Below are 12,748 nucleotides of genomic sequence, written 5' to 3'. Positions count from 1 at the left end.
CGGCTCACCTCCGAGCCGGTGCCCGCGGTGGTGGGGATGGCGATGAGCGGCGGCATGTTGTCGCGCACGTACTGGTCGCCGCCCGTGGCGTCGTCGTAGCGCGAGAGCGGGGGCTCGTGCGTGGTGAGCACCTGCACCAGCTTGGCCGCGTCCAGCGGGCTGCCTCCGCCGATGGCGATGATGCCGTCGCACTTGTTGGAGCGGTAGGCGTCCAGGCCCGCGAAGGCATCGCGCTCGGTGGGGTCCGGCTTCACCTCCTCGAAGGTGGCGAAGGAGACGTTGGCTTCCTTGAGGACGGCGTACAGGCGCCCGGCCAGTCCGGCCTTCACCACGCCCGCGTCCGTCACCACCAGCGGGCGCTTCATGTTCAGCCTCGCCACCTGGGCGGGCAGCCGCTTCAGGGCCCCGGCCCCGAGGACGATTTTGGTGGGCCAGGACAGCTCGGTGATGCGCGTCTCGCTCGGCATGTCGAACGGTTTCATCGGTGTCTCCCTAAATCAGCTCCATGTAGCGCTCGAGCTCCCAGCTCGTGACGGCGCGCTCGTACTGGCGGGCCTCCCAGTCGCGCGTGCGCACGTAGTGGTCCACGAACTCCTCGCCCAGAATCTGCTTCGCCCGCTTCGAGCCCGACAGCAGTTGCACCGCCTCCTTGAGCGAGCGGGGCAGCGCGGGCGCCTCGGCCGAGTAGCCGTTGCCCGCGACGGGCTCGGGCGGCTCCACCTCGTTCTCAATCCCCCACAGGCCCGCCGCGAGGCTCGCCGCCATGCCGATGTACGCGTTCATGTCCGCGCCCGTCTGGCGGTACTCCAGCCGCATGGACTTGGGGCTGTCGCCGATGACGCGCACCGCGGTGGTGCGGTTCTCCCGGCCCCAGGTGGCCTTCACCGGCGCCCACGTGTTCTCCACGCTGCGCTTGTAGCTGTTGACGGTGGGCCAGTAGAGCGCGGTGAGCTCGGGCATGAGCGCCATCACGCCGCCGATGTAGTGGCGCATCGTCTGGCTCATGCCATCGGGGGACTCGGGGTCGTGGAAGACGTTCTCGTGGCTCTTGAGCGACCAGAGCGACTGGTGGATGTGGCCCGAGCAGCCCGGCAGCTTCTCGTTCACCTTGGCCATGAAGCAGGCCGTCAGCCCATGGCGCGAGCAGATCTCCTTCACCACCGTCTTGAAGAGCGCCGCCTTGTCCGCGGCCTTCTCCAGGTCGTCGTAGCGGATGGCGGCCTCGAAGACGCCCGGGCCCGTCTCGGTGTGGAAGCCCTCGAGCTCCAGCCCGAAGTCGCGGCACCCGTCGATGAGGGCGTGCACCAGCGGCGCGTTGAGCGAGGTGCGCAGCCACGAGTAGCCGAACATGCCCGGCGTGAGCGGCGTGAGGCGCTCGTAGCCCTTCTCCTTGAGGGACTGCGGCGTCTCCTTGAAGATGAAGAACTCGTACTCGGCGCCGAACTTGGGCTGGAAGCCCATGTCGCGCGCGCGCTGCCCCATCTTCTGCAGGAGCTGGCGGGGGCTGGGCTCGAAGGGCGAGCCGTCCGGGTTGACGAAGTCCAGGAGGAAGGCGGCGGTGTCCGGCTCCCACGGGATGATGCGCCCGGTGGAGGTGTCGATGCGGGCCTGCCCGTCCGGGTAGCCGGTGTGCCAGCCCGTCACGCGCGTGTTGTCGAGCAGCTCGTCGCGGATGTCCCAGCCGAACACCACGTCACAGAAACCCAGCCCGCCCTTGCACGCGGAGAGGAACTTCTCGAGCGACACGTACTTGCCGCGCCAGATGCCGTCCACGTCGATGCCGCCGATCTTCACCTGGCGGACGCCCTTCTCCTCGAACCACTTCTGCAGCACGTCCGAGTCCGAGGGCTCGCGAATTGCCCGCACATTGCCGCGCTCCTTCTCCTTGGAGCGTGCTCGCCTGCCCGCTGGGGGTGGCAGGGTGATGACCTTCGCCTTGGAACGGTTCGCCATTGGCCTCCTCCTCCTTCGTCGCCCGACACCCATGACCCATGCCCTTTTCCTGAAAGGTTCCGCGCTCGACGGGGTCCTCCACAGGCTGACCCACGATGCGCAGCTTGTGAGCCGACAGTCGGGGAGAGAGCGAGCGAGCGTCAGTCATGGAAACCAAGAAGCGGCAGCCGAACGTAGGAACCACACTCCGGAGCGGCAACCCGGCCCACCGAGAGGCGCGATGAAGAACGTTCTCCTTTTGAAAACGGGCGACACGGCCCCCACCGTGAAGCTGAGCGTCGGCGACTACGAGCACTGGTTCGTCGAGTCGCTCGCGCCCGGGGGCTGCCAGTTCGACATCCTCCATGTGCACCGGGGGGCCCGGTTGCCGGACAGCGCGGCGGGCTATGACGCGGTGATGATGACGGGCTCGCCCGCGTCGGTGACGCAGCTCGAGCCGTGGATGGAGCGCGCGGCGGACTTCATGCTGAGCGCGGCGGCCGGGGGGGTGCCGGTGCTCGGGGTGTGCTTCGGGCACCAGCTGCTCGCGCGTGCTCACGGGGCGCGGGTGGTGCGCAACCGCCACGGCCGGGAGATTGGCACCGTGGAGGTCTCCCTGAGCGAGGCGGGCCGCGAGGATCCCCTCTTCCACGGCCTGCCCGAGCGCTTCAGCGTCCAGGCCACCCACGAGGACATCGTCGAGCAGCCGCCGGAGGGCGCCACGGTGCTCGCGGGCAACGCGAACACGGGTGTCCAGGCGCTCGCCTTCGGGCCGCTCATCCGCGGCGTGCAGTTCCACCCCGAGGTCCACCCGGCGGCCATGCGCGCGCTGATTCTCGCCCGAACCGAAAAGTTGGAGGTCGAAGCAACCCAGCGGGGGCATGCACCCGGGGAGCGGGTGCCGAGGCTGCTGGCGGGGATTGCTCCCTCGCCGGCCGGGCAGCGGATCCTCCGCAACTTCGTGGAGCGGTTCACCTGAGGGCGGGGGTGGGGTAGGAACGAGGCATGGCCTCGCGTTGGGACTACCTCTTCGAGACGAAGCCCGTCCCCCTCATGGACCATCTCCTGGAGGAGGTGGCGAAGCTGCTGGCCAAGGATCTCCAGCAGTGGCCGCCGCCGGTGCAGGAGATTGACCTGGAGGTGGGCGGGCAGTTCGCGCCGCTCTTCACCGAGCCGCCTCCGCGCCCGGCGAGGGCCGTCTATGACGAGGCGCTGCGGCTGTCGCGCTGGGAGCTGGAGCGGGAGCTGGCGGCCTACGACGACTACATGCGCAACAAGCGCTACCTGCAGCACGGCCTGACGCCGACGGACCGGCTCCCCCTGCTCTTCCTGAACCGGTGGCTGGTGGACCAGATGCTGGGCCTGGGCGAGGCCACGGAGGGCCGCGTCAACCGCCGGCTCATGTTGCAGTGCCTCGAGCGCCTGGAAGCCCGCCTGAGGCTGCTCCAGACGCCCCTCTCTTGAGACCCAACGATCCCTCTGCCATAAGCCGCGCCATGCTGCAGCCCCACGAGCTCAACGTCACGGCGGACCAACGCCGCAAGCGCCTCTACATCCTCCTGGGCCTGTGGCTGACCATCGCCGTCATCCTGGTCCTGTTCCACTCGGTGCTGCTGCCCTTCGCGAGCGCGGCGCTGCTCGCCTACCTGGTGCACCCGTTGGTGACGCGGCTCACGCGCGTGCGGGTGCGGGGGCACAACATCCCGCGCTGGGCGGGCATCCTGCTCATCTACGCGCTCTTCTTCCTGGCGGTGTACCTCTTCTTCATCGCCATGGTGCCGCAGCTCTACCGGGAGCTGACGCGCATCAGCCGGGACGGGGTGGCGTTCCTCAACTCGCTCACGCCCGAGCGCGTGCACCAGCTGGCCGACCGCGCCGAGGACTGGCTGCGCGCCAATGGGATTCCGGTGGCCATCGCCACGCCCGAGGAGATCCGCAACGGGGTGCCCACCACGGGCCTGTCGCTCGACCTGGAGAGGACGATCCAGGACATGGCCATGAGCCTGAAGGCCTTCACGCGCGAGCACATGGGCGACATCGTCACGGTGTCGCGCAACATCATCACGTCGGTGCTGGCCGGCGTGTTCATGACGTTCTTCACCCTGATGGTGGCGGCGTTCTTCTCCATCGATGCGCAGGCCATCGTCCGCTACATCACCAGCCTGGTGCCGGTGAATTACGGGACGGATGCCCAGCTGCTGCTCGAGCGCATCGACCGCTCGCTGTCGGGCGTGGTGCGCGGGCAGGTGACGATCTGCCTGGTGAACGGAGCGCTGACGTTCGTGGGGCTGATGCTGTTCGGGGTGAAGTTCGCCTTCCTGCTGGCCACGGTGGCCACGGTGTTCAGCCTGATTCCCATCTTCGGCACCATCCTGAGCTCGGTGCCCATCGTGCTGATCGCGATGGCGGACGGCTTCCAGAAGGGGTTCGCCATCCTGCTGTGGATCGTCGGCATCCACGCGCTGGAGGCGTACTTCCTCAACCCGAAAATCATGGGCTCGGCGGCGCGCATCCACCCGGTCATCATCGCCTTCAGCCTGATCGCCGGGGAGAAGATGTTCGGGCTGGTGGGAGCGCTCTTCGCGGTGCCGGTGGCCTCCATCGTGGTGGCCTGCTTCGACTACGCGCGCCTCAAGGCCCAGCCCCGGCTCGGCGAGGTGCAGGTGCAGCTCGAGCCGCCGAAGTAGCTGACGCGGTGCGGTGCGGCCCGTGGCGGCCCGTGCCTTCACGCGGACGTCCGGCGGCCCGTGTGTCCGGCCCGTCTCACCCCCCACCCGAGCAGCAGCAGCGCCCAGGGCGCGCATCCCGCGTCCGGCGAGGCCGCCGCGCAGCTGTAGTAGCTGGGCCTGGAGGTGGTGAAGGCGACCTCGGGCGAGGCGGTGCTGGTGTTGTCGGCGGCGTCCGTCACCACGCCCGAGGCGTGGTGCTTGCCCGGCTCGAGCCGGAACGGGGACGCCACGCTCCAGGAGCCCTCCGTGCCCACGGTGGTCGTGGCGGCGAAGCTGCCATCGAGGAACAGCGTGACCGTGCTGCCGGGCTCGGCCTTGCCGGAGAGGGTGGGCACGAGCGTGCTGAGCCTGGCACCCGGAGCCGGAGACAGGAACTCGGGGGCCTGGGGAACCACGGTGTCCACCGTCCAGGAGTGCTCCGCGGGAGAGGGGTCCACGTTCCCGACGCGGTTGCGAGCGCGCACGCGGAAGGAGTGGGGCCCATCGCGCAAGGCGGCGTACGAGACCAGTTCGGAGCAGGTGGAGAGCGGGGCGCCATCGAGGCCGCAACTGAACGAGGAGCCCGGCTCACTGGAGGAAATGGAGAAGAAGGCGGTGGTGGAGCGGGTCACCGTGGCCGGAGCGGCGGTGATCCGCGTCTGCGGAGCCGTGGTGTCCCGGATGAGGATCATCCAGCCGGTCCTCAGGCCGCCGGTGGTGATGCTCAGCACGTAGTACCCGTTGGGCAGCAGCGGCAGGGTGGCGGTGGCGGAGGTGTCCGAGAAGTCGCGCCCGGACAGCGCCACCCACTGGCTGCCCTCGACCGAGCGCAGGGACAGCAGGGGAAGGTTCGCGGCGGAGGACGCGGCCTGGCCTCCGCCACTGCCCTCGGACAGCCCCCACAGGCGCAGGCCCCTCACCTCGAGCGTGGCGCCGGCCTTCAAGGGCGTGGCGGGGAGGACCCCGGTAATGGACGGACGCCCTGCTCCACCTGACCCTGGGCCCTCGTACAGCTCGGCGGAAACCAGGGAAGTGGAGACGGCGTATCCCCCCACGACGAGCACCCTGCCATCGGTCAGCGGGGTCGCCGTGTGCTGGGAGCGGACCTGGTTCAGGGAGTGGGTAGGAGACCAGGTGCCCAGGGCCGGGTCATAGAGTTCGGCGCTCCCCGTGATGACATTCGAGGCGCCGACTCCGCCGGTGACGAGCACCTGGCCATCTGGCAGCAGGGTCGCCGTGTGCTGTTTGCGGCCGTCGTTCAGCGAGCCCGTGGCGCTCCAGTTCCCCGTGACCGGATCGTACAGCTCCGCCGTGGCGAGTACGGACCCCGAGCTTCCGAGCCCCCCCCCGACGAGCACCTGTCCGTTGGGCAGCAGGGTCGCCGTGTGCGCGTACCGGGGATGCATCAGGCCGGTGGTCTCCCAGGTGTCGGTCGCCGGGTCGTACACCTCTGCGGCGTACAAGCCGCTGCCGCTGCCTCCCCCCGCGACGAGCACCTTGCCCGTGGGCAGCAGGGTCGCGGTGAACGAGACGCGCGACTGGGGCATCGAGCGGATGCCCGTCCAGGTGCCCGTGGCCGGGTCGTACACCTCTCCGTCCTGTCCGTTCAGGATGAGCACCTGCCCATTGGACAGCAAGGTGGCGGAGTGCGAACCCAGTACCCGGGTCGGCGCGCCCGTGGGAGCCCAGGCCGCCTTGACCGGGTCGTACAGCTGCGCGAGGCCGACGAGCTTGTGGCTCTCGAAGTCATCGCCCTCTCCCACCAACAGGACCTTGCCCGTGGGCAGCAGGGTCGCGGTGAACGAAGACAGCGACTGAGTGGGCAAGCCAACGCGGCTCCAGGTGCCGCTGGCCGGATCATAGGCCTCGGCATATCCACCCACGACGAGCACCTTGCCGTCCGGCAGCAAGGTCGCCGAGTACCCGCTGCTGGCCTGGGTCAGGGAGCCGGTGAAGCTCCAGGAAGTGGCGCCGACCGGGTTGTACAGCTCCGCACCGGCCGGCTCATCGGAGGTGGAGGAGAAGGCGGAGACCCAGCCCACGACGAGCACCTTGCCGTTGTGCAACAAGGTGGCGCTACCGCCGCCATGGAGCCGGGTCAGCGAACCGGTGGAGCTCCAGAAGTGGGTGGCCGGATCATACAGCTCCGCCGAGACCAGACTGCCCATGGCCGAGGTGCCGCCCACGACGAGCACCTTGCCGTCCGGCAGCAGGGTCGCGAGGTGCCCCCAGCGGCCCTGGGCCATTGAACCCGCGGGGCTCCACGTGCCGAGAGCCGGGTCGTACAACTCCGCCGTGGAGAGGGCGCCGGAGCTGTTCCCTACCCCACCCGCCACGAGCACCCTGCCGTCGGGCAGCAAGGTCGCGGTGTGGCCGACGCGAACCCGGGCCGGTGCCTCGGTGAGGGACCAGGTGTTGCGGCTCGGATCATACAGCTCGGCCAGGGAGCTCGTGTCGCTCGCGTATCTTCCCCCCACGACGAGCACCTTGCCGTCGGGCAGCAGGGTCGCGGTGTGGGAGGAGCGGCGCTGCGCCAGCGTGCCGGCGTCATACCAGACGTCGAGGCCCGGGTCGTACAGCTCCGCCGAGGCGTAGACCGACGAGGACGGGGAGCCATCCACGACGAGCACCATGCCGTCGCGCAGCAGGGTCGCGGTGTGTCCAGCGCGAGCCAGCGTCAGCGCGTGGGCCGCGGTCCAGGTAGCGAGGAGCGGATCGTAGAGCTCGGCGGAGTTGAGGAGGTTTCTGTTCCCGTCGCCCCCACCCACGACGAGCACCCGGCCATCCGTCAGCAGGGTCGCGGTGTGGCCGCTCCGGGCCTGGAGCAGGGAGCCGGTCGGGGTCCAGGTGCCACGGTGCGGATCATAGAGCTCGGCGGAGGTGAAGACTCCATTCCTGTCGCCCCCACCCACGACGAGCACCCGGCCATCCGACAGCAGGGTGGTGGTGTGGCCGTAGCGGCTTCGCGCCAGCGAGCCGGTGGGCGCCCAGAAGCTCGCATCCAGGTCGTACGACTCCGACGTGGAGAGCGCGCCGCCACCGGCACCGCGCCCCCCCGAGACGAGCACCTTGCCACTGGGCAGGGGAAGGGAGAGGTGGCCCGAACGGGCCTGGATCAGCGGGCCGGTGGAGGCCCAGGTGCCCGTGGCCAGGTCATACAGTTCCGCCGTCGCGAGGGGCTCGCCGTCGCTCCCCAGCCCGCCCGCGACGAGGAGCAGGTTGCCCGGCAGCACGGCCTCGGTATGGCCCGTGCGCGCCTGCGCCAGCGAGCCGGTGTTGGCCCAGGTGCCGTAGGTCGGGTCATACAGCTCGGCCGTCGCCAGGGCACCGCCGTCGCTTCCAAGTCCACCGATGACGAGCACCCTGCCGTCGGGCCACAGGGTCGCGGTATGGCCCGAGCGGGCCTGCGCCAGCGCACCGGTGGTGGCCCAGGTGTTCGTGGCCGGGTCATACAGCTCCGCCGTCGCCAGGGCACTGCCGTCACTTCCAAGTCCACCGACGACGAGGATCCTGCCGCCGGGCAGGGACGTAGCGGTGTGGTGGGTGCGGGCCTGGGCCAGGGGCGCCATGTTCTTCCACACGTAGGAGGAGGGGTAGCGCGAGCTGCACGACTCGACCGACGCCAGGGGACCACTGGGGCCCGAACCGCCGACCACGAGGACGCTGTCGTCCCCCGGCACCCAGGTGGCGGTGTGGCCGCTGCGGGCCTGGATCATGGGGCTGGAGGGAACACGCCAGGAGGAGGTGCTGGCCTGGTAGAGCTGCACGGAAGCGAGGGGACCCGTCCCGCCCATCCCCCCCACGACGAGGACGTCCCCGGCGGACAACCGGGTGGCGGTGTGCTGGGTGCGGGCCTGCGCCATCGGGCCAATGGCCTTCCACGCTCCCGTGAGCGGCTCGTACAGCTCCACCGCGTTCACGGGACCCGTGTCGTTGGCCCCACCCGTGACGAGGAACCTGCCATCGGACAGCTGGGTGGCGACCTGGCCTCCGCGAGCGACGGTCGACGGCTTCGCCGGTATCCAGCCCGCGCGCCCCTCGCCCTGGAGCGCGGCCGCACGCACGGAACCCCGCGACGGGCCAGGGCCCTGGGGCGCGCTGCCCGGGTCCCGAGGACGCTCCGCGGATGGAGTGCAGGCCAGCAGGAGGCACAGCAGCAAGCTCAGCCGACGCACGCAGGAACACCTCGCGAAGGTCATGGTCGAATCGTACCTGGAGCGCGTCGGGCCGTGCCTATGACGCGGTTCACAGCTTCCCTCCGAGGCACGTCAGGGCAGACGCACGTCGAAGCCGAGGCCCGCCAGCGCGGTGAACGCCAACGGCTCATGGGTCCCGTCGTTGACGATGAAGTACTCGGCGCTCACGTCCAGCATCGCCACGAAACCGGCCGGCAGGGAGTAGCGCGCACCCACCACGCCGCCCCCCCCATACCCCTGTCTGCCCGGAGCGATCAGGCCCCGCAGGCCCAGGTAGGGATGAAAGACACCGCTGCCCAGCAACCACCCGCCCTGGAGATGGAAGACGGGAGCGCCGCTGAACCAGGCCCGCGCGCTGGCCTCCCAGGGTCCCCGGCCATAGGTCACGCCGGTCCCCATCAAGACGTTTCCCGTCGCATCGACGATGCCAAGCGCCTCCGGACGCAGACGGGAGGGGAGCCCCTTGTCCAGCGAGCGCAGGAGCGCGGCCTCCTCCCGGGCCCTGCGCTCGCGCTCCGCCTCGGCCTCCGCATACCGCTGCTCCGACTCCACCCGCTCGCGGATGGCATCCGCCAACGCCACCAGCTCCGGGAGGAAGCGCGCCGGGTCCAGACGCAGCTCGGGCTGCTCACGCGCGAGCGCCTCGAGCTGCTGCCTCACCGCCCCCACCTGCCCGAGCGCATGCAGCGAGGCCGCCAGGTACACGCGCGCCAGCCCCTGCTCCTCCCGGGTGCTGCGAGGCTCGCGCAGCACCGCCTCGAAGGACTTCACGGCCGCCTCGTACTCGCCGCTCTCGTAGAGTTGCAAGCCCGGCAACTCCGCCCAGGCGGCCACGGGAGCGAACAGCACGAGCAGCAGCAAGGTGCGCGGGGTCATGGCTGGGAAGTGGATGCCCGCAGCCTACTCCAACCCGGGGTCATCACGGGCACCCCCCACGCGTGTATTCTACCTCCCACCACGATGCTTCGAGGGGGAGCCCACTTCCTATGCACGTCCATTTTCGACGAGTGTGGATGCTCGTGCCGCTGGGCCTTGGCCTGGGCCTGCTGCCGGCCTGCCAGCCCGGAGAAGACTGCGCCTCCTCCCCAGGTCAGTCGCGATGCCCGCCCGTGCCCGGAACGCCTCCGGACGACGACCCCGCGACCGGGCAGTTCCCCCCTCGCGACCCGCTCCAGCTCTCGGAACCCACGGACTCCACCGACTTCGCGCTCTCTGGCGACTCGAACGCGGAGTGGTTCTCCTTGAACGCCGTGGCGGGGCACGCCTACCGCTTCAGCTGCTACCCGGGAAGGTTCGAGGGCTGCACCCTGCGGTCCTGGGACTCCCAGGGCCACCTGCTGACCGAGACGAGCCAGTCCGCCGCACCCGTGTCCCTCCTCCTTCAAAGCCCCCAGGGGGAGCCGTTCTTCATCGAGGCTTCCCTGTCCGGACATGACGCCGACGATGCGGGATTCTATTACTGGCAGTTCGAGGCCCTCGGGCCCGACGACCACGGCAACGCGCCGCGGATGGCCACGCGGCTCGAGCCCTCGCCCACGGTGACCTTCACCGGCCATTTCGAATTCCCGGGGGATGAGGACCTCTTCTTCCTCGAGGCGCAGGCGGGTCTCTCCTACGCGCTCACCTGCCACCTCCCGATGGGCATCGACCGCTGGGAGCTGGGCCTCTGGAGCGAGCAGGGAAAGCTGCTCGCGCATTCGGAGCAGTACATCCCCCAGCCCGACCCCTCCGTCTCGCTCCTGGTGAGCACCCCGGGCCGGCTCTTCTTCTCGGTGGCCGAGGAGACCAGGGGCATCAACGCCGACACCTCCCTCCCCTACACCTGTACGCTGGAGGGGCGCGCGGATGACCACGGCGACACGCCCGCCACGGCCACCCCCATCACCCCCTCCTGGATGCCCCGCCTGGGATATTTCGAGCACACGTCCGACATCGACGTGCTCTCCGCCCCGCTCCTCGCGGGCCACTACTACCGCGTCGCGTGCGCGCTGGGGGTGGACGGGACGGGCAGTGCCTGCCTCGAGTCCCTCCAGGATGCCTCGGGCGCGCGCGTGCGGCTCGAGTCCAGCCCGTCGCAGCCGCACCTCCAGCAGTTCAAGGCACCCCTCACCGGCACCTACTACAGCGTGCTCACCCAGGCCTCGCGCGCGAGCGTCTGGCGCTACCAGCTCGAGGACCTCGGCGCCGACGCGCAGGGCGACTCCCGGGTGGACGCCACCCCGGTCCCCGGCACCGGGACGGTCACGGGCCTCGTCGAGTCCCCCATCGACCAGGACGTCTTCTCCTTCACCGCCAGCGAGGCGGAGCACGTCTGGCGCTTCGGCTGTGATGCCGCCTCGACGACCTCGCCAGGATGGAACCTCCGCTTCGAGAACGACGCGGGAGACACCCTCGACACGGCGCTCCTCGCGGCCGGGAAACCCACCTGGGTCATTGGGAAGGTCTCCACCCCGGGGAGCTACTTCGTCACGGTGTCCTCGGAGGTACTGCGCTTCGCCTATCACTGCCAGCTCGAGGATCTCGGCCCGGAGGACCACGCGGATACGCTCGCCGGGGCCACGCCCCTCACGCTCTCGCCCTCGGTGATGCTCTCCGCCCGGCACGAGACGCGGAGCGACAAGGATGTCTTCTCCTTTAGCGTGCAGGCGGACCACGTCTATTCGGCCCTCTGCGGTACCAACTGCGTCCTGCAGCTGAAGGACGCCTCGGGCACCCCGCTGAGCCCCCCCGCGTCCACCTGGGCCGGCAAGCTCACGCGCGAGGGGACGTACTTCCTGGAGACCTCGACGACATCCACCACCCCGGGCGGCTACACGCTCCAGCTCGAGGACAAGGGCGCGGACGACTACGGGGACACCGTGGACACCGCCACCCCCCTCTCCGTGGGCAGCAGCATCACCGCCTGGGGTCATCCGGGAGACGTGGACAGCTTCTCCTTCGCGGCCACCGCGGGCACCTACTACCGCGTCAGCTGTTCGTCCTGCACGCTCTCGGTGGGCTCGCCGAGCGGCACGGTCGCCACCGTCTTCACCCGCCTCACCTACTTTGAAAGTCGCTATGAGCTCGATGCCTTCCAGACGGAGACGGTCACCCTGCTCGTCCAGGGCGACCTCTCCGGCTACACCGTGAAGCTCGAGGAGCTGGGCACGGACGACCATGGGGACGACGCGGCCCACGCCACTCCGGTGGAGGTCGGCACTGCGGTCAGTGGGACGCTCGAGCACATGGCGGACACGGACGTCTTCGCCCTGTCGCTCACCGCGGGACAGCCGTACTCGCTCCAAGGCCTCGACAACCTCTTCCTCTTCGTGGCCACGATCCGGGCTCCGGATGGGACGGTGGTGCCGAGAAGCGCCAACTCCTTCACGCCCACGCTGAGCGGCACCCACTTCCTGGAGATCAAGACCCACTCCAACGGGGAGAGTCGTCCGGCCGGGCCCTACACGTTCCAGGTGCGGCCCCAGTAGGCTTCCCCGCCGAGGCTCGCGCCCCGGGAATTCAAGCCTCCGAAAGGAGCCGTTGCCCGAAAGAGCCCGTTCACGGGTCTCAAGCGGCGACGGCACATCCATCACCTCGCGGAGACCCCCATGCCGCTGCTCGGCAACGAACCGGCTCGTTTGAACCGCGGCTTCTCGGGCACGCGGATGGGCCTGCTCCTGTATGCGCCCGACGAGGTCCGCGACCTGTACTACACGGTCTCCAAGGGGTGGAAGTATCGGGACGTGACGGAGTCGAAGGACAACGTCAAAGCCCGGCTCGAGAAACGGGCGAACAAGGGGCTGATCGATAACGCCCTCGCTCACCCCCTCGATGTCGGCCTGAGCCTCGGGCTGATGATCACCTTCACAACCTCGTGACCGGGCTCATGAAGGGAACCTACTCGGGTGCCCTGATGGGATTGGCCTCCAAAGA

9 protein-coding genes are annotated in these 12,748 nt (G+C 69.6%); 5 read left to right on the top strand and 4 right to left on the bottom strand.

Translation table 11 applies throughout. The annotated features are described in order from the left end of the window. On the bottom strand, positions 1–482 hold a 482-nt coding region (locus ACJ8AN_RS01500), incomplete at its 3' end, for an iron-containing alcohol dehydrogenase (protein ID WP_407753377.1). 10 nt (positions 483–492) lie between these two features. After that, positions 493–1,953, bottom strand: coding sequence for a glutamine synthetase family protein (locus ACJ8AN_RS01495; RefSeq protein WP_407753376.1), 1,461 nt, complete (start codon positions 1,951–1,953; stop codon positions 493–495). A 220-nt stretch (positions 1,954–2,173) separates the two neighbouring features. Here ACJ8AN_RS01495 and ACJ8AN_RS01490 point away from each other — a divergent pair, with 220 nt between their 5' ends. The 3 genes from ACJ8AN_RS01490 to ACJ8AN_RS01480 are packed head-to-tail and all read left to right on the top strand — an operon-like array spanning position 2,174 to position 4,619. Continuing rightward, entirely contained in the window at positions 2,174–2,911 is a 738-nt protein-coding gene (locus ACJ8AN_RS01490) for a glutamine amidotransferase (RefSeq protein ID WP_407753375.1), read from the top strand. Between the two features lie 26 nt (positions 2,912–2,937). After that, a complete protein-coding gene (locus ACJ8AN_RS01485; protein ID WP_407753374.1) occupies positions 2,938–3,396 on the top strand; it encodes a hypothetical protein in 459 nt (152 codons plus the stop codon). A gap of 32 nt (positions 3,397–3,428) precedes the next feature. Continuing rightward, positions 3,429–4,619, top strand: coding sequence for an AI-2E family transporter (locus ACJ8AN_RS01480; RefSeq protein WP_407753373.1), 1,191 nt, complete (start codon positions 3,429–3,431; stop codon positions 4,617–4,619). Positions 4,620–4,657: 38 nt separating this feature from the next. On the opposite strand, the gene ACJ8AN_RS01475 is transcribed toward ACJ8AN_RS01480, so the two are convergent. Continuing rightward, positions 4,658–8,815 carry a kelch repeat-containing protein gene (locus ACJ8AN_RS01475; protein WP_407753372.1) on the bottom strand — a complete coding sequence of 1,386 codons (4,158 nt, stop codon included), beginning with the start codon at positions 8,813–8,815 and terminating at the stop codon, positions 4,658–4,660. A gap of 93 nt (positions 8,816–8,908) precedes the next feature. After that, positions 8,909–9,712, bottom strand: a complete 804-nt coding sequence (locus ACJ8AN_RS01470) for a tetratricopeptide repeat protein (RefSeq protein ID WP_407753371.1) — start codon at positions 9,710–9,712, stop codon at positions 8,909–8,911. 137 nt (positions 9,713–9,849) lie between these two features. Here ACJ8AN_RS01470 and ACJ8AN_RS01465 point away from each other — a divergent pair, with 137 nt between their 5' ends. Next, on the top strand, positions 9,850–12,303 hold the full coding sequence (locus ACJ8AN_RS01465) for a hypothetical protein (RefSeq protein WP_407753370.1): 2,454 nt from the start codon (positions 9,850–9,852) through the stop codon (positions 12,301–12,303). A 120-nt stretch (positions 12,304–12,423) separates the two neighbouring features. Continuing rightward, positions 12,424–12,693: a hypothetical protein gene (locus ACJ8AN_RS01460; RefSeq protein WP_407753369.1), complete on the top strand. Its 270-nt coding sequence runs from the start codon at positions 12,424–12,426 to the stop codon at positions 12,691–12,693. The last annotated feature ends 55 nt before the right edge of the window (positions 12,694–12,748 follow it).

Source organism: Archangium sp., assembly GCF_045802675.1.
In the GTDB taxonomy this organism is placed as follows: Bacteria; Myxococcota; Myxococcia; order Myxococcales; family Myxococcaceae; genus Archangium.
The sequence above is the reverse complement of the archived record's forward strand: the minus strand, read 5'-3'. Positions and strand labels throughout refer to the sequence as shown.